We start from the raw sequence: 21,236 nt of genomic DNA on the forward strand, positions 1-21,236 counted from the left end.
ATGTAATCAGAATATATACATTTCTTAATAAAATAATATCATGAGTTTAATTCTCGACGTTCACGCAAGACAAATTCTGGATTCACGCGGAAATCCAACCATAGAAGTTGATGTAATCACCGAAAATGGCATTCTTGGCCGTGCGGCAGTACCTTCAGGAGCATCTACTGGTGTTCACGAAGCTGTGGAGCTTCGCGACGGGGACAAGTCGGTTTACCTTGGGAAAGGGGTATTAAAGGCTGTAGCCAATGTGAATGATAAAATTGCCCGGGAACTAAAGGGTATTGATGTATTTGAGCAAAACAGTATCGATAAATTATTGATCGAAATAGACGGAACTGAAAATAAGGGAAATCTGGGAGCCAATGCTATTCTTGGTGTTTCTTTGGCCGTAGCCAAAGCTGCAGCTCAGGAAAGTCGCCAGTCTTTATACCGTTATATTGGTGGTGTAAATGCCAATACTTTACCAATCCCGATGATGAACATTGTGAATGGCGGCTCACATTCTGATGCTCCGATCGCTTTTCAGGAATTTATGATCATGCCAGCCGGTGCTTCATCATTTTCTGAAGCTTTACGTTGGGGAACGGAAGTATTCCATACCCTGAAAAAAATCCTGCACGACAGGGGCTTATCAACAGCTGTTGGTGATGAAGGAGGCTTTGCTCCTAAGTTTGAGGGGACTGAAGATGGGGTTGAGACAATTCTGGAAGCGATCGAAAAAGCAGGCTATACTCCTGGAAAAGATATCTTCCTAGCCTTTGACTGTGCCGCTTCTGAGTTTTACAAGGACGGAAAATATGATTACACCAAATTTGAAGGTCCAAAAGGTGCAATAAGAACAAGTGCAGAACAAGCGGATTATCTTGTATCCTTAACTGAAAAATATCCGATCATCTCAATTGAAGACGGAATGGACGAGGATGACTGGGATGGTTGGAAATTATTAACCGAAAAAATCGGATCAAAAGTTCAGTTAGTAGGTGATGACCTGTTTGTTACGAATGTAAAGCGTTTGCAGAGAGGAATTGATACTGATACAGCCAATTCTATCCTGGTAAAAGTAAACCAGATCGGAACATTGACCGAAACAATTAATGCAGTTTCATTAGCACAAAACAGCGGCTATACTTCGGTTATGAGTCACCGCTCAGGAGAAACTGAGGATTATACAATTGCAGATCTTGCTGTAGCATTAAATTGCGGACAAATCAAAACAGGTTCTGCATCACGTTCAGACAGGATAGCGAAATACAATCAACTTCTGCGCATTGAAGAAGAACTTGGCAGCAGTGCACGCTTTCTGGGAAAGAACTTTAAGTACGTTAAATAAACAAAAAACACACTATAAAACCTACCGTGTACCCACAAATTTTATCTCATATAATCAGGCGTCCAACCGACTCTGAAGGTGGTCGCATGTGTTGCTTTGTTACATGCGCCCGCCCAGGGCGGGCGGGATTTCCGCGTTAATTTAGTGCTATAAACATTTGACCCGTTCCGGGTCATTGCAATGCAATTAAAAATAAGAGCTGGCGAATAGATTCGGGTACACGATAGCCTTTAAAACGAGGGCATTAATTCCTGTTTGTTAATAAGTTGATAATAAGACGTATTAAAACATCCCGGAATTTACAATCCCGGGATGTTTTTGTTTTATATTTGTATTGATGTACCGTTTTTTAGATCTGATTCGTAATAAGTATTTCATTGCAGGCATTGCATTTCTGACCTGGATGTTATTTTTCGACCGTAATGATCTGATGTCACAATACGAATACCACACACAACTGAACAAACTTCAGGCTGAAAAAGAATTCTATCTCAAAGAATCCGAAAAAGCAGTTAGAGACCTCAATGAACTGACTACAGACAAGACAAAGCTGGAGAAGTTCGCCCGCGAAAAATATCTCATGAAAAAAGAGAATGAGGATGTTTTTGTGATTATTACAGAGAAAGCGAAGAAATAAAAATCCCATTTTAACTAGATCGCTCTAATCTCCTTTCTACAAATAATTTTCTACTCTTCTTAATATATCTGGTAATTATTCAATTAAGAAGTAAAATCAATTAATAAAGCAGGGAATCTAATTACCTCTTTCTTTTAAAATCTTATCACCTGCTCCATCCCATGGAACTTGTTAAATATGTTTCAGTCCGAAAATAAATAAATTATAAAGTCCATGAACAATTGTGGTACAACTATAAGCATCCTGCTTTCTGTATTTGATAATAATATAAAAAGCATTTAAAAGCATCCCAACAACAAATGTAGTGACCACATAGATATAATTATAAGTGTGGGCTAAGCCAAATACTGCTGCCGGCAGGATAATAGACAGCACAATGGATTCCTTTTTAAATAAAAACCTGGTCAATGAGATGGTCAGATTGATTAGGAAGTACTGAAAGATGAGGGTTTCTACAAATGGTGCAAAAATAACCACTGCAAAAAATTCTTGTTTAATACTCTCAAATGGAGGAAAATTAGCAGATACTCGAAGACCCCAAAATTGAGAAAAATAAGAGCTCAATAATGAAAAAATCAAATGTACAAGTACTGTCAACAGAATAAGCTGAGGTGTGCTAACTTTTCGAAAAGCATGAAGAATATTTTCTCTGGTATCCATATAGAATATCTGGCAGATCATGTCTGAAGTTTAACTTTTAGATAAACGATTTCTGTATCAGAAATATAAAATAATATAATTACTCAGCTAAGAATTATATATGCAAATAGCCATAACACTAAAGCTTATTGCCTGATTGTTTCATTAAATATGTTTAAGCCCAACACAAGCAAATTACTTACTACATGTACTATAAATGAATAAAGAAATGCATTCATATTCCTTTGTTTGATAAGAGTGTAAAAAATACTATACGAGAGACCCGAAATTACCATTTGAGTCATGTAGATATAATCATATAAATGACTCCATGAATAGCATATTGCGGAAAGAATAATAGATAGTATAATTAATTCCTTCTTAAACATGAGTTTTGACAAAAAAAGAGTTATATCAATTATCGCATACTGATAAAGGACGGTTTCAGAAAGTGGGGCAATGAATAGAACGATTAAAAGTTCTTCATATAAACTATCGAATGGTAAGAAATTAGCGTGAATTATATATAAAAAATCATTCCGAATCGCTGCAAAAATGAATGCAAGTGTCAAGTTGAATGCAAGCACATAGAGAATCAGGTTTGGAGTTTTTAACTCTCGAATACTTGAAAGAGTGCTTTCTTTTAAATTTACTTTCGAATTAATTAATACCATTTCTAAATTAAGGTTAGGTTAAAAATACAGGCAGGCTAGCTAACATCTAACCTGCCCATACTGTCATTAGGCCTGAAATCTCAATTTCTGGCCTTTAGCAGCACCTGCGCCGAATGCTCTTACCATGTCAATGGTCCAAAACAACCCATATGAGACATAGTAGGCCAGGTCATTGGCAAAACTCGTTCCTTGACCAGGTGTATCACCACCATTGCAGGATAGCAACTCAGCGGAAGTCAGAGGCTGACATCCAAGCAATTCTATTCTTTTCTTTTTCATAGCAATTATTTTTTATTATAATAATCATCGTACGCACTTCCAGCACCTGATTTTATGTCTTCCCAATTATCCATCACATAATAAAATGCAGCACCATACCATGTCCTCTTGAGGATTTTTTCAATTACACTTCCTCCCCTGATTGACAAAGCTTCCTCCTTATCAATCTCAACTAAATTCAAATTATTCATGTTTTCCCATTATGATAAATACCTACTCTTTCCAGGCTTTTCGGTTTCTGCCTTCTGCCGTACAGCATTGATCGCGATAGTCTAAGTAAAACATCTTCAATACAAAAAAACTATAGTGAGGAAAATAATTTTAAATAGTAATGTCTAATAATCAGCGTATTAAAATGAATAGGAATTACTTAACCGGCTACAGCGTTCAGGGTATTCCAATGGCCGGATTGGCAGAAATTTAAGATTTCAGCCTTCTTGCTTATCGATAAAACGAGCCGTTCATCTGCTAAAACGATTCGCAAACACCTGGATGAATGCGCCGATATAATTAATGAATCAGCAAACGTTCAGGACTTGGGTTTTCATGCTATTTAGGTACAGAATTATACCCATCCCTAAAACCTCTTGCCAGATCTTCCCAATAAAAGAAAAAGCCAAAACAATTAAAACAAAGACTGCAAACCAGATTAATTTAGCATAATTCTCATAGGTTGTTGAGTTTAAGTGGTTGATTAAAAAGAAATTATAGAAAAAATAAACATATTTATCTATTTGAAAAATTATTTGGCAGATCAATGAGTAAACGGTAATTGAGGTTCAATGACCATCAATTGGGAATCACTAGTATCCGGTTAAAATAAAAATTAGCGCCAATTATTAAATTAGTCCGCCTTTGCGGCGGAAGGGCACTTACTTTTCCCTGCAGCTGGAAAAGTAAGCAAAAGAGCCGCGGCTTCCAGGTATTTGTTGTAAATCCACACTTTTTCCTATCGGTGCAATCCAAGCCGTGTTTTTGGCAGACTAAGTGATGAGTGATTCTGCAACACTTCTCCGGATTGCTTAAGTGCAGTAATCTATGACTGTCAATGCAGGGAAAAAGTGCGCCTTTCCTGCCAAATCCCGGAATGCCGTTCCCTGCAATCGGCAATACCAGTAATTTATGAAAGGTTGTAAGCCAAAGCACTGTCCCAAATCCGTTAATATCAGATTAGCCTATCCGAAGGACGATTCTCCCGGTTTAAAACCGGGACCAGTGCCAGCAAAATCAAAAAAAAGAAGCAGACTCATTCAAATGGCACTTCCGAGCATTAGATTTTGGGGTCATACCCGGAATGCTTTCATATCCCGATATCCCCAAAAGCAGCGATCGTTTTTTTTTTTGATGTGTGTGGGTTTGTGACCAAGGCACCTAGGGATTGAAGAAGGCTTTTGTTCCTTTTGGCCTTCAAAAGAAATTCGCCCCCCGGCAATGGAGGGAGGCAAGGTTGAGAGGGGCTGCTTATTTTGAAATTAGCTAAAATGTCAAATTGAAAAGCATAAATCTAAATCTTTTAAATATTCCTCAATTTAATCGGACATCAATGATTGGAAATGATCAGCAAGCCTTGATTGTAAATCATTTGGATGTACAACTCAGAATCATAAAACCACATTCAATACTTCAACTATCACGGCATTTCCTCCTCTGTGAGTGTTTTAAAATCAATGGATATCTTCATCTGAAAACTACGGCTGTAATAATAAGTACCCAACTGACGGGAATAAACAATGGGAGCATCCCGCAATTTAAGCTCGTCAATTAGTTTATAAACCATCGAAGTAGATAGATTTAGTCTTTGAGCCAGCTGATCTGGGGTACCTGTTCGCCGATGCTTGATCAACTCATGCAGCCGGTTAATACGCTCAATTTGTTCCAGCAGCTTCATTTGGTATCAATTAAACCGTGAAATTCCATAGGCATTTGCTGAGTCCACAAGTGATAATACTCTCCATGATAAGCTATCAGTTCAGCATGCTCTCCTTCTTCCACCACTTTTCCATTTTTTAAAACAATGATCTTTCCTGCACTTTGAATGCTGCTGAGGCGGTGGGAGATCACAATCACTGTTTTCTTCTCAGAAAGCAAAAATTCTATTGCATTCTGAACATATCTTTCAGACACCGGGTCGAGGGAAGAACTCGCTTCGTCCAAAATGAGGATTTCAGGATCGCGGTACAGAGCACGGGCTATCGCAATTCTCTGCTTTTGTCCACCCGAAAGGCTTGCTCCATTCTCACCAAGCTGGGTTTGAAATCCATTAGGTAAGTCATCAATAAATTGGGTAATTCCAAGCATTGTACAAATACCCAGAATCTTCTTCATATCAGGCTCATCACCTCCAATAGAAATATTAGTGCTTACATCAGCGGCAAAAAGGTCTATCTTCTGTGGTACTACAGCAATGATTCGGCGCAAGGAGTTATTACTGATATGTTTTATCGCATAATCCCCGATAAAAACCTGACCATTATGAACAGGATAAATGTTCTGCAGAATAGACATCAGGGTAGATTTTCCGGATCCGCTCTCCCCGACTATTCCTGTCATTTTTTGATATGGGATCTCCAAATTTAATTTATCAAAAACCATGACCCGCGAACCATATCGAAAGGAAACATCAACGAACCTGATATTTCCGAGGTTTGTTCTTTCGAGTTCAAACTTATGACCCTCGCTCTCCTGCTCCATATCCATAATTTCAAATAAGCGATCGGAAGCAATGATCGCATCCTGAACAGTTTTATTCATCCCCACAAAAGAAGAAACCGGTCCTGTAAAATAGCCTATCAGGGTATAAAAAGAGAGTAATTCACCCGGACTGATTTGCTTATCCAGAACAAATCCTGCACCGACCCAAAGTAATATAATAGTAAATGAATGGGAAACCAGCTCGGTAGAAGATCCTGAAAAAACTGCGTTCAGACCGGATTTATAAACCGTTGTCAGTAGTTTCATGAACCGCATTTCAGTTTTCTGATTCGCATGTTCCTCAAGCCCAAAACGTTTGATGGTTCCAACCGAATTCAAACTTTCTACAAGTTGAGATTCTAATTCTGCCGAATTCTCCATCAGCTTCCGTTGAACCTTCTTATTGAGCCTATTGGTAATCAGGTAAATAGCAGAATAGAATGGGATGAGCACCAAGAGAAACAGCGCAAGCTTCCAGTAATAGCTAAACATCATCGCGAAAGCAAATACCAGCATAAAAAAGTTTACCGCCAGATTGATGGATACATCATTTATGAACAAACGAATCTTTACAGCATCCCCAATTCTGGAAGTAATTTCACCAACCCGCATTGTATCAAAAAACTGCTGAGGTAGTTTAAGAAGATGCTTATAATAGCCCAGAATGAGTCTGGCATCAATCATTTGCCCTGTTCGAATAATAAAAATACCCTTTAGGGTGCCTATAAATACCTGCAGAAGAAGTATGATGAACATCCCGACACTCATGAGGTTGAGTAAATTCCTGTTCCCATCAACCAGCACAAAATCTACAATCTTCTGAACATAAATTGACATGGAGAGTCCCAGGAGGGTATAGATTACAGCACCGAACAAAGCCTGGATAAGAATGGAACGATGAGGCTGTAAAAGTATATAGAAACGTCTGTAAAAGCTTATTTTTTGATTTCCCTGAACAAAATTGTCATCCGGTGCTAATAAAATCAATACCCCGGTCCACTCCTCTCTGAAATCGTTCAGCTTTTTCACAAGCAATTTCCCGTCAGCAGGATCCATGATACTGATCTTATCCTTATTTATCTTATAGATGACCACATAATGATGAAGTTGAGCATTGACAATGACATGTGCGATTGCCGGAAGTGGTATTTTTAAAAGGCTTTCAAAAGCTCCCTTAACCCCTTTTGCCTCAAATCCAAGTCGAACGGCAGCTTCAAGCATACCGGCAACATTTGTCCCCTTTACATCTGTTCCGGCATGCTGCCGGATTCTCGCAACCGGAACATCAAGATTATAAAAACTCGCAACTGAGGCCAGACAAGCTGCCCCGCAATCAGATATGTCACGCTGTTTTACCCGGATGTTCATATTTCAGGAGATGCGGCCGAAAAATTTGGATTTAGCCAATCGTCGAGTTTATCATAAAGCAATTGGAACAAAGTACGCTCTGAGACCATAAAGCGGGCAGTGAAACTCATTCCCTTTTTGAGGTATCCTTTATACTCGTTCTTAAGTTTCAAATAATCACTCTCCAGTACACAACGTACCTTGAAGACCGCCACTCCCTGATCCGAGAAAATAATATCATCTGAAATGTCAATTACTTTGCCCGAAATCAAACCCCATTGATTGTAATTGAAGGCATCAACCTGAAAGTTTACCAACTGACCTTTTCTGATCAGGCCAATATCTGTTGGCTTAACATAACAGAGAGCAATCAATTGAGCATTTGGAGAAATTTCTGCAATCTTCTGGTTTGCAAAGACATAAGAACCTGCCTGCATGCCAACTAGGCTTTGTACCGAACCATTAGCAGGGGTCCGAAGGGTAAACAACTTATTCTGTTCTTCAATTTCAGCCTCCCGCGAAAGCAATTCGCTCAGCTCCCTCCGGTAGCCGCCAGCTTCCATTTCCCATTGTGATCTCCATCGGTTTATTAGCAGGGTTTGATCAGATATGGCTTTATCATATTCATATCTGAGCTTTTCACTTTCTGACAGAGTAATTGCTCCCTTTTCATACAAGGTATTATACCTCCTGAAAATTCGTTCTGCCTGATCTCTATTTAAAAGGCGTTCTTCGAATTCCTGACGGAACTGTAGCCAGGAAGCTCTATACTGCTCAGTTAAAAATACCGGCTCAGCTGTGGACTTATCCGGAGGACTAGCATGATTGACTATCCGTCCCACATCTTCAAGAAGCTGACTGAGTAGTTCTGATCGTCTGCTTAAAATTTTTCTTTGTTGTCCGGGTAAAGATGAATCAATGACCAGAACAGTATCCCCGGCTGATATACTTTGATTCTCCTTCATCCTGACCTCAACTATCCTTCCACTTACTGATGAAAAAAGCTCTATGCGCTCTAAGGACGACTGTATCACACCCTGACTATTAATACTGATCTGAATAGGAATGAAAGGTAGCAAAATCAAGGCAATGATGGTCGCAGATAGGATGACAGTATATATAATCCCACTGCCTGCACCGGAATTGTACTTATATCCAATTGATGCTAAGGGAGTATGCTGATCATTCCAGGCTGATACTGACATTTTCGGAAATTTACATTTTAAGAGTCCTGGTAATTGTTAAGATCTAATTCAATTACCTGAAATAAATGTACTCTTGAAGGTCTTAAACCTGAATTTGATGCGATTTATTTTAGCAAGCGGTATCTCCTGTCAAGTTAACGGCAGGTATTTGAGAAAATCAGAAATTGCCACCAAAGCCCGTTTTACAAGATAGAATTTTAAGATATTATGGTAATTTAACGTGGGGTCGAATATAAAATCTTTCTTAGGCTATTTAAATTGGATAATTTTCTCTTGTTTTAGAAAGGAAGGTCTGTTTCTCTTCGTTCCTGGCAAGCGCACGCGCAATGTCATTATTTAAGGGGCAGGAGGTTCTGGCCTTCGCCAGAATGACAATGCATTTTTTTAATAATGGTGGAGATCCTGACTTTCGTCAGGATCGTAATCCTCAAATAATGACATTTCGCGCGCACCAACAGCTCCAGGCTGCCCGTCCCAATGAAATACAGCTCCGGGTAAAATAAACCTTGCCGGAGGAGGTAGCTTCCGGCTGGTGGTAATTTGAAAGAGAACGTGATTTCTTGCCGGAACTATTCCGGAGGAAAGGGCTGAACCAGCCGATAACACATAGGTATTGATTTCCAAAATCTAATCACTGTGTACCAGAGCATTATCTGACCAATTATAACCTTATTATTTTAACCTTCCTTATACCGAACTCAGGTTATCCTGTCAAGCTGATTTAGAAGATCGTCGAGCCCGTCTTCAGTTTTCGTAATCAATTTCTTAACCTGCATATAAAAAGAATCCAGACCTTCTATATCCGGCGAATATCCGCCATACTCTAAGAGGCCAATTTTTGTGTTTAAATGATTAAAGAGTTCAAAAGAAATTGTACCTGCACTTTTTCCAATATAGATCTTAAAGTCACTGATGGAAGTGTAAAATGTATTTCCATCAGCCTCTTCATTCCAGTGCAGTTTTCCCTCTTTAGTTAGTTTCCTAACTTTATTATAAACAGATAAGGTTTTATTCGCTTCCATAAGATTAGCTTTAAAGAAGATTAAATTTCGCCATTTCGCTTTCTTGAAAGCCATTCCAGACTTAATAGAGCAAGTATCATAAAAAATAATAGTTTCAGATCTATAAGCTCACTATACTTTGGGTTTTCATAAAATACTGATTTCACCTGCTCATTTGCTTTGATCAATGCCGGTAGTTCATCAAGCTGCGCAGGAAAGAGCATCTGACCACCATTCTGCTTTGCGATTGTGAATAATAACTGATGATTCGCGATACTCTGTTTATATTCAGAATCTTGCCTGCTTACTATAAATTGTCCTTCTGCCTGATGTTTTACACTCCCAAGAGCTGTAACGGCAGTATAATTGTGCTCTCCGGCAACTAATTCTCCGGCATCAAGTTGATATGAGTTTAAAGTGCGTGAAAAAACGAATGAATAGCTTTTACCATTTTTGTTCTTAAGGGATATATTGACATCAGGCGTATTTACCAACTCAAAAGCATCATTATATAATTCCGCATTCAGAATGACATGTTCATTCTCATCAAAAGTATTCTTTGACGCATAGACCCTGAATTTACGCTTATCATCTGCGCTAACGAGGTACTGTACGGTTTTTGTAATTAACTCATCGATAGCCTCGTGACTGGCATTTTCCTGGAAATCCTCCAGCCTCCAACGCCAGATTCCCTCCCCGGCAAGAACGGCAATTCTGCGCTGAACATCCTCTCCAAACAATAATAATGGCTTTTCTGTCTGTAATTTTCCGATCTGCTGGTTCATCAGCAGACTTGAAGGCCCTTTCAAACCATAATTGCCGAACGGAGTTAAAAGAGGCCCGAAATTACTGATCTTTGTCCTGCTGTTTTCGCTGAGTGTAAAGGCATAAAAATCGGTTTTAATAGCCGCGGTAGCTTCCTGCATCATCCCGCTTGAATTAAGGCTAACTAAGCTTTGTGATGCAGAAAAAGCAGGAATATTACTCTGAGCACCCAAAACATAAAGTATAGGCTTGGCAGCACCCAACTTCAGTACATCCATGGCATTATTACTGATTGAAGGCACCTGATGCAAAATAAGCAGACCTGCTTCCTGAATTTCTGCCGGAGTAGCCTCCTGGCCCATACGAACCTTTACTGAATAGTTCTTATTGATCTCGATGGATTGTCTGATTGCGCTGATATCCGGATGAGGGGCATTGGCAATAATCAGAACGTTCTTTCTCCCGTCAATAACCTCTACAAAAATGGTTTGAGCATTATTGATCAGGGATAACTCGTTTGAAAGAGCTGCAAGTTTGATTTTGTAGGATTGAACCCCCTTTTTTTCTGCAGGTAAGTTCAGTAAAATAGTTTGTCGGAATTCATTGGAATTGATCGATACAGGTTTTGATAGGAGAACATCTGATTCTGAACTAACTGTAAGCATGGAAGTACTCCCTTCCGATTGATAAGCCTCAATACTTACCCCGATCTGAAACTGATTACCCAGATAGGCAATGTTGTTATAATTCACGTTGGTGATCAGAAGATCACGCTTTGCAATAGTATCACCAAGTGCAATGGCATAAATTGGTGCTTTGAGATTCTTACTCTCATATTGCGGATTTGAGCCTCTGTTATAAATTCCGTCAGTTCCAATAATGACAGCCCCAATATTGCGGTTGGAGAATTGATCATCGATTAGCTTAAAAACCGATGAAATATCCGTCAGAGAGCCATCATACTTTACATCAAGTCCACTTTTGATTTTTTCGGCAAAATTGAATGTACGTAACTCATAATCAGCCGAGAGATCCTTTTCAAGTTTTTTGAGCTGATTATTATACTTTCGCCAGTTGAAATCTTTGGTTTTGGAGAGAAGGATTGAAGCTGAATTATCCTGAGCAAGGATAATTAAGGGTTTCTCAACTGTGCGGTTAATTGTTTTGACGAGAGGAGAAAAAAGTAAAAATGCGATCGTAGAAATTGCAATAGATCTGAGAGCAAATAGAAAATATCTTAGGGTTTTATGAAGATGCCCGGATGGTTTATATAAAAGAAAGGCATAAGAAATACCCAATCCCATACAGGCCAGGAGCCATAAATAGCTTTCTGAAGTAAATTGAATTTGAAATAATAGCGGCATAGCTAATACAAATATGCCTTTTTAAATCTAAGCTTTCAATCTTTCATGAGATATTAATCTATCTCGAAATTAGCATTGACCACCGCAATTATCTCCTTTCTGATGGAACTGACATCATTCACACCATAATCAGAAATCAGGTTTGAATTTTCGGGAGTGATTTGTAGCACTCCCATTCTTGCACTTTTGAGAGCTCCCAGTTCCCGCCCTGTAGCTTCTGCAATCCGCTCGCCACGAATCATAGCATCTTTGGCGGCTGCCGCTTGTATCTCGATTTTTATATCTCCGATTTTGGTATAGTAATATTCAGGCTGATTAACCTGAAAATTAACTCCCCGCTCAACCAATGAACTGATCTCAATAGACATCGCTTTAATCAATTGAACGTCAGAAGCTGAGATATCTATCATTTGAGAGGCATTAAAAGACCTGATACCCGTGTTCTGTCCCTGCTGATTAAATGAATAATTAGGAAAAGACGTGATCGTTTGTACATTAACTTTATCGCTGGTAAAGCCTTTAGACTTAAAGTATTCCATTAGGATCGGCTTTTGAGCCTGAAGTAAACGATAAGCTTCTAAAGCCGTTGCAGCCTCAACACTCAGAGTTCCACGCAATACCCCCAGATCAGAAACAATAACCTGTTTGGCAGAGCCTGTCACAGTGATCGTCTGGTTCTCACTTTTAATCTTTCGCCATGTACCTGAAAATATGAAAGTAGAAACGATCAGGGAAAATCCTAAAATGGCAAATGGAATGATGAAGCGATTGTTTATCATGATATTAATTTAAGCATAAATTATAAACAACAATGACAAATTCTATACCATCTTTAGGATGAAAGCAGAAAGCGCAAAGCTTAAAGCAGAAAGCTAAAAGCAGAAAGATGAAAGGAAAAGTAAATTGATCCCTCAGATCTCGTACCTCAGACATCAGACCTCATATCTCTGACCTCACATCTCCTACAGCATCCCCCCATCAACCGGAATCACCTGCCCCGTGATGTAAGAACTCATGTCAGAGCCCAGGAATACGCAAAGATTTGCGACATCTTCAGTTTCACCTGCACGTTTCAAAGGGATTGCCTGTGCCCAGCCTTCAACTACCTTTGGATCGAGCACTTCGGTCATTTCGGTTCTGATAAAACCCGGAGCAACAACATTGGAACGGATATTTCTTGAACCCAGTTCTTTGGCAACTGATTTAGAGAATCCAATAATCCCGGCCTTGGAAGCTGCATAATTTGCCTGCCCGGCATTTCCCTGCACTCCTACAACTGAACTCATATTGATGAATACACCTTTTCTGTTCTTCATCATAATCTTTGATGCAGCCTTGGTTACATTGAAGATAGATTTAAGGTTGACGTTTAAAACTTCATCCCAGTTTTCTTCAGTCATACGCATCAATAAACCATCTTTCGTTATACCTGCGTTATTGACTACAACATCCAGACTTCCAAAATCAGCCACAATGTTGTTGATCAGTTTCTCAGCCTCATCGAATTTTGAAGCATCCGAACGATATCCTTTGACCTTGGTTCCAAAGCTTTGCAACTCCTTTTCTAAAGCCTCACCCTTCTCAACAGAAGAAAGATAGGTAAATGCTACATCTGCACCATGTTCAGCGAATTTTTCAGCGATCTTTCGGCCAATCCCTTTTGATGCTCCGGTAATTAATGCTATTTTTCCTTCAAGTAATTTCATAATGGATTTTAAATTGAAACTAGAAATTTTCCAAAAATAAATTAAATTTTATCAACAGGAGTATGCTATGGAACATCTTGAACAATTTTATGACGAATTAAGCAGCAGCTATACCGAACTAATCAGTAAATGTGTACCGCGCTATCATGAAATGCTTTTTAACATGTTCCGGTATATTCCTGAAAGTTTTAAGCCAAAGCGTATTATTGACCTGGGATGTGGTACCGGAAACCTGACCCAGGAGATACTGAACCACTTTCCGGATGCCGAGATCCATGCACTCGACCTTTCCGAAGATATACTGGATGAGTGCAAAAAGCGTTTTCCCGGCGCTAAAAATATCAGCTACATCAAGGCTGATTTCAGACAGATGAGCCTTGAGTACAGTACTTATGATCTGGTGATGTCTAGTATAGCAATTCACCACATTGAAGACCCATTTAAAATACAATTATATCAGGATGTATACAGTGCCCTGAGATATAATGGCCTATTTATTTTTGCAGATCAAACCAGGGGAATTACCGATGAGATCTATAAAAAGAATATTTCATGCTGGAAAGAGGAAGCCATAAAACTTGGCTCAACCGAGGAAAACTGGAAGATGTGGATGGAGCACCAGGATGCACATGATCATCATAGTCCGGTAGGCTGGCACCTCAATCAGCTGGAAAATGTCGGTTTCAAACAGGTCGACCTGCTCTCTAAGTATTTAATGTGGGGAGTATTCTGGGCAAAAAAAACTCAGGAAAAACGCTGAGCAGACAGATTCACCACAGGTACAAATTTCATTGAAAGTGAATTCACGCAATGACGGGTATTTTTCGGAGTTAATTTTTCACCTTCAAAAACATGCCCTAAGTGGCCGCCACAATTATTACATAATATTTCTGTCCGATTGCCATCTCTGTCGGTCAGTTTCTTCACTGCACCCTCAATTTCATCGTCAAAACTTGGCCATCCGCAATGAGAATCAAATTTATCTTCAGAACGGTACAAAGGAGAATTACATTGCCTGCAGCAGTAAACTCCTGACTTCTTATTTTCGAGATATTCTCCTGAATAAGGTCTCTCAGTGCCTTTATGCAGGATGATGTATTCTTCTTCGGGTGTTAATTTGTTGTATTCCATTTAAGACAAATATAAGTAAGCTGCCTAAAAGAGTTCAAATCGCGTGGAGATATGACATGGAGTATACAATTTGAATTATCTATGAGCCTGGCTTAATCTTCGGAACTTGATAACAGATCTCCACTTTTGCGACGCCCTTCCCATAGAACCCAAGTTCTCTGGCAGCTGCCTGGGAGAGATCAATAATAAAGACTTTAGAATGAGGACCACGATCATTCACTCTGACTTCAACAGTACGCCCATTTTCCAGATTAGTTACCGTCACAAAAGTTCCGAAAGGTAATTTAAGATGGGCGGCAGTCATTTTCCTATTGTTGAAAATTTCGCCGTTTGCGGTGCGTCTGCCATGAAATTTACTGGCATAATAAGTAGCCCTTCCTTTAACAATACGGAGACTATCAGTCCGGAAATTTTGATTAAGTATGCTATCAGTCTGAATACTATCCTTCTGTAAATCTATTTGTTGTGCCGAAATCGAAGAAATTGAAATAAAGCTGAAGAGTATAAAAATTAGTGTTTTCATCTGCTTCATTCATTGGTTAATAAATGCAAAGGTCGCGATTTTGAGCCGAAAGAGCAAATTCAACCTCCTGCAGCATTATATGGATTAGAGACCAAATCTCTTTTTCTATTGCTCAGGTGTGATATTACAGCTTGATGTGCTAATATTTTTTGTGGAAATGTTCATGCTCCTTATCCGTTGGATTTAGACGATGCTTAGCTTCGTTAACCCTCAGTTCTATCCTTCTGATCTTACCACTAATGGTTTTCGGCAATGAATCAGGAAATTCTATTATTCTTGGCACCTTATAATTTGCTAATCGTTTTTCAGCAAATGAAAATATGTTATCTGCCAGCATCTTACCTGGACTGACTCCTTCTCTCAGCATAATAAATGCCTTAACAACATACCCTCTTATTGGGTGAGGACTTGCTATTACAGCTGCCTCTACAATATCTTCATGTTCTATAAGAGCGCTTTCAACTTCAAAAGGGCCAATTCTATATCCGGATGCTTTAATTATATCATCATTTCTACCTACAAACCAAACATAGCCCTCTTCATCCTTATATGCTTTATCGCCAGTGTAATATAAATTATGCCTGAATACCAATGAAGTTCTTTCTTTGTCATTTAAGTATTCTATAAACAATCCATTATTTTTCATGGTGTTTAACTGAACACAAATTACACCCTCCTCCAGGGGTGGGACTTCATTACCATCATCATCAAAAATTCCTATATCATATAGAAAAGTGGGCTTGCCCATTGAACCAGGTTTCAAGTCGTTTCCCGGTAAATTGCAAATCAAGGCAGTGGTCTCAGTTTGCCCATATCCATCACGAATTGCAACACCCGTAGCTTTTTCCCATTTATCAATCACATCGGGGTTCAATGGCTCGCCGGCGGCACAGCAAGACCTAAGGCTTAAATTATAAATACTTATATCTTCCTGAATCAACATTCTTATGACTGTAGGCGATCCGCAAAAAGTTGTAATCTTAAATTCTTCCATTGCCTCTAATTGTTCTTTAGCAATGAAGCTGTCTGTTTGATTGGCAAATATTGTTGTACCGCAATTCCAGGGAGCAAAAAAGCTGGACCATGCAAATTTTGCCCAGCCTGGTGAAGAAATATTATAATGGATGTCACCTCTTTGGCATCCCAGCCAGGAAGAAGTTGTTAAATGTCCAAAAAGATAGGTAAAATGTGTATGAACAACAATTTTTGGTAAACCCGTTGTTCCAGAGGTAAAGAAATACAAAAATGGATCATCAGATTTAGTTCTTACCGTACTTGCATCCCTTTCTTCATCATGAATATCTTCAAAACTATTCCAGCCATATTTTTGACCTCCCACAATGATCTTGAGTCCGATTTGTGCTCCAAGCTTTTTTTCGGCTTCGTCAATCAGGTCAGCATGGTCAATGTGAGCGATAATAATTTGAGGTAAAAGGGTATTAAACCGATACAATAGATCGTGAACGGTCAGATTCGTGGCGGTTGGCATTATGATAAACCCACCTTTAATTGTTGCCAATATACTTATCCAATTTTCAGGGATTAATGGTAAAACCGAGTAAATTATGTCTCCCTTCTGACCACCATGTTTTCTGATATAATTGACCAATTGATTTGATAATTTATAGATAGCTTCAAATGAAAAAACTTTTTTTGAGTTTTTATACTTCCATATCAAGGCATCAGAATTTCCATGCTTTAAAACATTCATCGGATAGAAAATATCTTCAACCCAATTGAAGAAATCTGGTTTATCGAGTTGTAAGGATGAAAGCGAATTCAACTCTCCTTTTTCGATGTTTCTGATTACTTCTGAGTAAAAATTAAGGATATCCATTTTGTGTTTTTATTGAAGGTAAGGGTTTGGGGTTTGGCGCAGTGGCGGATTTTCAGCACAAATATACATTAGCAGCACAAAGCTTAAACCTTGCACTAAACTGTCATAGAAGCACTTAACCCGCCATTGAGCCAATCGTCTTTTGGCGGCAGGTTTTTTAATATACCGTCTTAATAATTGCTGTCACACCAGATATAAGTTCATCAACTTCTTCTTGTTTTGGTTCCCTTGTTTTACTATGGTCACACAAGTTTCTTATGTCACCTAAATGCTGAATTTTCCTCCAAGTCGGAGTATCATAAATTCCTGAAGATTTTAAAATATCATTAAAGTCCGAAATTGACGAGTTCTTTTTTGTTAATTTCAAATTATGATTAGTCAAAACCTGTCCCAAATGTTTTTCAAGGACTACTCCTGCAATTGCACCGGCACCCCGTGTAAATTTATTTTTATTAAGTTCTTTGGCTGCATCAAGTTCACTATCAAACAAGTCTGCTTGAACTAACTGTCTTATATCGAAAAGCGTGCTTTCAAATCGTCTTTTTATGGCCTTTAAAATATTTAATTAAGACAAGAGATTCTGAATACCAACTTTGATATTCTTTATTGAAAGGAAGTATTTTTTTAATGTATTCCTGCACTTTTTTTTCATCCTTGAATGCAGCTTTGATTTGTTCCGCAATTTTTTCAGGGTAACATTCATATTTTATTGAAACATCCAAGTTATCTCCCTTGTCAATCAAATGTTTTAGATCTTCCTTGTATTTTTCAATATTCTTCATTTTCTATTGTGAATTTAAACTTACCGCTAATGTTTTGCAGCTTGGCGCATTGGCGGTTTTAGAAGCACTGAACCCGCCATTTTGCCAAACTGCTGATAACACCAGCTATTTTTCTTTCTTTTTCTTTAAAGGTGAGTCAGAACTATATGGTACTTTTGCAGAAGGCACTACTTTCTTTGCTCCGTCTAAATGTACATCTTGGTCGTCAAAGAAAATATGAGCATTAAATGCTTTAAGTATTTTGTCTTTCGGCATTCCACCAAGAAAAAATGCCTCATCTACATAAACGTCCCAATCTCTTAAAGTTTTTATCACTCTCATATGGGAAGGACTGTTTCTCGCAGTTACTATTGCTAAACGTAATGGTGTCAATTCAATTGTTGTATCCATATACTGTTGAATTCTTGATAGAGTTTTTAACAACTTACCGTGTGGTCCTTCTTTTAATGGGATATTTTCATTGTCACTCTCATTTTTATGAAAGGCATCCATTCCTTGTGATTTATATATCTGTTCTGATTCGTCCGAAAATAAAACAGCGTCTGCATCAAATGCAATTCTAACAGTGTCCTTTTCAGATTGAAAATTAGTTGGAGGTTCTAAAATTAAAGCTGCTGCCGCAGTTTTAGAGTCAATTACTTCTTGAACATCTTGTTCGTTTTTAGAAAGGAATAAATCTACTTGAAAGGCTTCTATATAACTTGCAATTTTTTCACCGCCAGTAAATGCAGAGCGTGTAATGTCAAGATTTAAACTTTTGATAGAATTTAATACTCTCACACCTGTTTCTGGACTATTACTGGACATAACTATTACTTCAACAAGTCTATTGGTTGTTGATAGTTTATTTAGATTCAATAAGGCTTGAACCAAGTGAAAAGCAGTTCCTGGTTTGAGTTCTTCATTTTCTTTTTCTCTTTGAACTCTCCTATATTCAGAAATTCCTTTTTCTTTGAATAGTTTGTCTTCCTCTTCAAGGTCAAAAAGTGTTCTGGAAGAAATTCCAACAATTAAAGTATTTGTAAAATCTGGCATATTTTTAACTTATTGGGTTTTGGTTTATAATTGCTGCTAACGTTTTGCAGCTACCCGAAGGTGGCAATTTCGAAGCACTTCACTGTCAACCAACCACAAACTTTGATGGATGCACAAAGCTTGATTTAACCACTGAACCGCCACTTTTGGGTAGGTGCTGTTGGCGGTAGTACTTCTTTGCTAACTTCTCAAATTCCTATTCAATTCCTCCACTAATTCATATACTTTAGTATTGGGATTTTGTTGATGGTATGGGAGATTCTCTTGTTTCTCAAACAGTAACCTTGCTCTTTCGATTGCTTTTTCTTGAGAAGAATTTTTGTCATTCTTTAAGATGTCATATATTTTCAAACAAAAACCATATTTTTTACCATCCTTTACATAATTTATTTCAAATTTTTTGCCTAATTCTGTATAATAAAAAGACCTCAAATGTTGTGATTCAGTCAAATTGTAATGTAAATAAAACCACAACTCAAAAGCATCATTTGAATACGCTATTTTGTAACCAAGTAATAAAGCCTTTGAGATTGCATTATCAAAATCTGCAAATTCATCAGCACCTCTTTTGACATCCATATCAAAAACACACCAAACTTCATTATATTCTTCTTTAGCATTTTCAACAATTTCTTTTGTTGATTCTACTAATTTGAGCTTTGCCTGTCCTTTAAGGTCAATTGCCTTAATTTTTACACCCAAAACAGGAAAGGATTCAAAATACAGTTTTTCCGTCTGTCCCTCACAAACAATGAGTATTGTTTTGTTGATTGGGATAGTTTCTATCTTATAGCCGCTTGGTTGTGTTCTTTTATTCCAAGCCTTATTTTTATCAGTAACCTTAATAGCTTTTGTACTTTTTGGCATTATTCAAAAGTTATTAAGTTAGTAAAATCTCCAAGGAATGGTATTGCTCCGTATTTCCCTTGAATATAATCTTTTTCAAAAGAAGCATCATTTCTAACCCCCTTTATTTCAACTAATGTATATAGATGACTAGCACCATATTTATCTTTTTCAACAAAATCAATTTGGTCTCGTCTCAATAAATCTGATGATAAAAGATTAGTGTCGTGTGTTGTGAATATTAGTTGAGCTTTTTTATTTTCTATTGAGTTATAAAGTTCAACAATTTTTTTAGTCAATAAGGGGTGAAACCTTGAGTCAAACTCATCGATAAACAATGGCGTGCCTTCTTTTATAGACCTATAAATAAAAGGACTTAACTCAAACATTTTTTTTGTACCCTCAGATTCTTGCATACCAAATGAAAAATCACTTTTACCTTCAGACTTTAGTTCGGCATTGTATTTAGTCCTACTTGAGACAATGATCTTTCCTTTTTTCACGTCCTCTTTTACTTCATCCTCTAAATTGTCTGGTAAATTTTCGTTTGCAATTTCAACTGTATCCAAATCATCAATACCGATGTCTGCTTTTTTAAGAAAATTCAAAATAAATTTCTTTTTAACTGAATCGCTTAATGAATCACCTGCAATTCCGTACATTCCCCGATGTCCTAATCCACTAATTATTGAGATAGCAGAAATTGTTTTGACAATCTGTTTTGAAAGTTTACCAAATCCTGTTGAAGATAAGTGGGTTAGAAAAAGTGATGTATCTGTGAATATAGGGTCTTTTGAATTTTCAAAAAGTTTTTGATACATTACACCTTCTTCAAAATGAGTTTGATTAATCTCAACAATCAATTTGTTCTCTCTAATGAATAAAGGTTGTTCTCTTTTGTTGGGTGTAGAAAATAACCATTCACTTTTTATGGATTTATCGTCTGCTTCAAATCCGTATCTATATCTTGTTTTACCAATTCTAAAAATTAATTGAAAAAAGGTAGGTTTATTTTCTGTTTCAGTGGATAATTGAAAAGAATCTATTAAACCTAGCGCTTTTTCCTCTTTAACTGAATCCTTGATAATCCTTATAAAGGACACTAAAGCCTTAATTACATTACTTTTTCCACTGGCGTTTGCCCCATAAATAGCTTTGGCTTTTAAGAGGCTTAGGTCATTGTTTATTGGGAAAACATTGTTGTCGTCAAGTTCCGTATTTTTCGATTTAATCTTTGCGGCTGTCATATTCAAAGTTTGAATGTCTTTGAACGACCAAAAATTCCCGAAACTAAATTCTTCTATCATCGTTTAATTGATTATTTGTAATATATTCGCAAATATACGAATAAGAAACTAGTAGCAATCAATTTTATTTGAATATTTTATTGTGGACGAGTTTTCAGTATTACCGCAAACTAATTAATATAAGTTATAAAACA

General features: G+C 37.7%; 22 protein-coding genes. 3 read left to right on the forward strand and 19 right to left on the reverse strand.

Annotation, left to right across the window (positions count from 1 at the left end; translation table 11 throughout):
• Positions 1-40 precede the first annotated feature (40 nt).
• The gene (eno, locus tag Q8M41_RS00450) at positions 41-1,333 is read left to right on the forward strand and encodes a phosphopyruvate hydratase (protein ID WP_305363260.1); all 1,293 of its coding nucleotides are present in this window, start codon (positions 41-43) and stop codon (positions 1,331-1,333) included.
• Between the two features lie 337 nt (positions 1,334-1,670).
• Positions 1,671-1,970: a septum formation initiator family protein gene (locus Q8M41_RS00455; protein WP_305363261.1), complete on the forward strand. Its 300-nt coding sequence runs from the start codon at positions 1,671-1,673 to the stop codon at positions 1,968-1,970.
• Between the two features lie 171 nt (positions 1,971-2,141).
• Here the strand turns inward: Q8M41_RS00455 and Q8M41_RS00460 are convergent, their stop codons facing one another.
• The 11 genes from Q8M41_RS00460 to fabG all read right to left on the reverse strand — a co-directional run bounded on the left by Q8M41_RS00460 (position 2,142) and on the right by fabG (position 13,641).
• Positions 2,142-2,651, reverse strand: coding sequence for a CPBP family intramembrane glutamic endopeptidase (locus tag Q8M41_RS00460; RefSeq protein WP_305363262.1), 510 nt, complete (start codon positions 2,649-2,651; stop codon positions 2,142-2,144).
• A gap of 698 nt (positions 2,652-3,349) precedes the next feature.
• The gene (locus Q8M41_RS00465; RefSeq protein ID WP_305363263.1) at positions 3,350-3,562 is read right to left on the reverse strand and encodes a hypothetical protein; all 213 of its coding nucleotides are present in this window, start codon (positions 3,560-3,562) and stop codon (positions 3,350-3,352) included.
• 5 nt (positions 3,563-3,567) lie between these two features.
• Positions 3,568-3,753, reverse strand: coding sequence for a hypothetical protein (locus Q8M41_RS00470; RefSeq protein WP_305363264.1), 186 nt, complete (start codon positions 3,751-3,753; stop codon positions 3,568-3,570).
• Positions 3,754-5,192: 1,439 nt separating this feature from the next.
• Positions 5,193-5,450, reverse strand: a complete 258-nt coding sequence (locus tag Q8M41_RS00475; RefSeq protein ID WP_305363265.1) for an HTH domain-containing protein — start codon at positions 5,448-5,450, stop codon at positions 5,193-5,195.
• Positions 5,447-7,621 (reverse strand): peptidase domain-containing ABC transporter, encoded by a 2,175-nt coding sequence (locus Q8M41_RS00480; RefSeq protein WP_305363266.1) that lies wholly within the window; start codon positions 7,619-7,621, stop codon positions 5,447-5,449. Before Q8M41_RS00480 ends, Q8M41_RS00475 begins: the two co-directional genes overlap by 4 nt.
• A complete protein-coding gene (locus Q8M41_RS00485; protein WP_305363267.1) occupies positions 7,618-8,805 on the reverse strand; it encodes an HlyD family secretion protein in 1,188 nt (395 codons plus the stop codon). Before Q8M41_RS00485 ends, Q8M41_RS00480 begins: the two co-directional genes overlap by 4 nt.
• A 384-nt stretch (positions 8,806-9,189) precedes the next feature.
• Positions 9,190-9,429, reverse strand: a complete 240-nt coding sequence (locus Q8M41_RS00490; protein WP_305363268.1) for a hypothetical protein — start codon at positions 9,427-9,429, stop codon at positions 9,190-9,192.
• Positions 9,430-9,503: 74 nt separating this feature from the next.
• On the reverse strand, positions 9,504-9,827 hold the full coding sequence (locus tag Q8M41_RS00495) for a hypothetical protein (protein WP_305363269.1): 324 nt from the start codon (positions 9,825-9,827) through the stop codon (positions 9,504-9,506).
• A 20-nt stretch (positions 9,828-9,847) separates the two neighbouring features.
• Positions 9,848-11,935: a hypothetical protein gene (locus Q8M41_RS00500; protein WP_305363270.1), complete on the reverse strand. Its 2,088-nt coding sequence runs from the start codon at positions 11,933-11,935 to the stop codon at positions 9,848-9,850.
• 53 nt (positions 11,936-11,988) lie between these two features.
• Positions 11,989-12,714: an SIMPL domain-containing protein gene (locus tag Q8M41_RS00505; RefSeq protein ID WP_305363271.1), complete on the reverse strand. Its 726-nt coding sequence runs from the start codon at positions 12,712-12,714 to the stop codon at positions 11,989-11,991.
• Between the two features lie 183 nt (positions 12,715-12,897).
• Positions 12,898-13,641 carry a 3-oxoacyl-[acyl-carrier-protein] reductase gene (fabG, locus tag Q8M41_RS00510; protein ID WP_305363272.1) on the reverse strand — a complete coding sequence of 248 codons (744 nt, stop codon included), beginning with the start codon at positions 13,639-13,641 and terminating at the stop codon, positions 12,898-12,900.
• Positions 13,642-13,708: 67 nt separating this feature from the next.
• Between fabG and Q8M41_RS00515 the strand changes: the two genes are divergently transcribed.
• Positions 13,709-14,401: a trans-aconitate 2-methyltransferase gene (locus Q8M41_RS00515; protein ID WP_305363273.1), complete on the forward strand. Its 693-nt coding sequence runs from the start codon at positions 13,709-13,711 to the stop codon at positions 14,399-14,401.
• Here the strand turns inward: Q8M41_RS00515 and Q8M41_RS00520 are convergent.
• The 8 genes from Q8M41_RS00520 to Q8M41_RS00555 all read right to left on the reverse strand — a co-directional run bounded on the left by Q8M41_RS00520 (position 14,386) and on the right by Q8M41_RS00555 (position 21,102).
• Positions 14,386-14,772 (reverse strand): methionine-R-sulfoxide reductase, encoded by a 387-nt coding sequence (locus Q8M41_RS00520; RefSeq protein WP_305363274.1) that lies wholly within the window; start codon positions 14,770-14,772, stop codon positions 14,386-14,388. The two genes, Q8M41_RS00515 and Q8M41_RS00520, sit on opposite strands and share 16 nt — an antisense overlap.
• Positions 14,773-14,851: 79 nt before the next feature.
• Entirely contained in the window at positions 14,852-15,295 is a 444-nt protein-coding gene (locus Q8M41_RS00525; RefSeq protein ID WP_305363275.1) for a septal ring lytic transglycosylase RlpA family protein, read from the reverse strand.
• Between the two features lie 139 nt (positions 15,296-15,434).
• Positions 15,435-17,132 (reverse strand): AMP-binding protein, encoded by a 1,698-nt coding sequence (locus tag Q8M41_RS00530; RefSeq protein WP_305363276.1) that lies wholly within the window; start codon positions 17,130-17,132, stop codon positions 15,435-15,437.
• A 157-nt stretch (positions 17,133-17,289) separates the two neighbouring features.
• Positions 17,290-17,622 carry a hypothetical protein gene (locus Q8M41_RS00535; protein WP_305363277.1) on the reverse strand — a complete coding sequence of 111 codons (333 nt, stop codon included), beginning with the start codon at positions 17,620-17,622 and terminating at the stop codon, positions 17,290-17,292.
• A gap of 40 nt (positions 17,623-17,662) precedes the next feature.
• Positions 17,663-17,914, reverse strand: coding sequence for a hypothetical protein (locus Q8M41_RS00540; RefSeq protein ID WP_305363278.1), 252 nt, complete (start codon positions 17,912-17,914; stop codon positions 17,663-17,665).
• A 105-nt stretch (positions 17,915-18,019) separates the two neighbouring features.
• Positions 18,020-18,949 carry a 5'-nucleotidase gene (locus tag Q8M41_RS00545; RefSeq protein ID WP_305363279.1) on the reverse strand — a complete coding sequence of 310 codons (930 nt, stop codon included), beginning with the start codon at positions 18,947-18,949 and terminating at the stop codon, positions 18,020-18,022.
• A 180-nt stretch (positions 18,950-19,129) separates the two neighbouring features.
• Positions 19,130-19,816: an RloB family protein gene (locus Q8M41_RS00550; protein WP_305363280.1), complete on the reverse strand. Its 687-nt coding sequence runs from the start codon at positions 19,814-19,816 to the stop codon at positions 19,130-19,132.
• The gene (locus tag Q8M41_RS00555; protein ID WP_305363281.1) at positions 19,816-21,102 is read right to left on the reverse strand and encodes an ATP/GTP-binding protein; all 1,287 of its coding nucleotides are present in this window, start codon (positions 21,100-21,102) and stop codon (positions 19,816-19,818) included. The genes Q8M41_RS00550 and Q8M41_RS00555 overlap by 1 nt, the downstream gene beginning before the upstream one ends.
• Between the last annotated feature and the right edge of the window lie 134 nt (positions 21,103-21,236).

This window comes from Daejeonella sp. (genome assembly GCF_030684675.1).
In the GTDB taxonomy this organism is placed as follows: domain Bacteria; phylum Bacteroidota; class Bacteroidia; order Sphingobacteriales; family Sphingobacteriaceae; genus Daejeonella.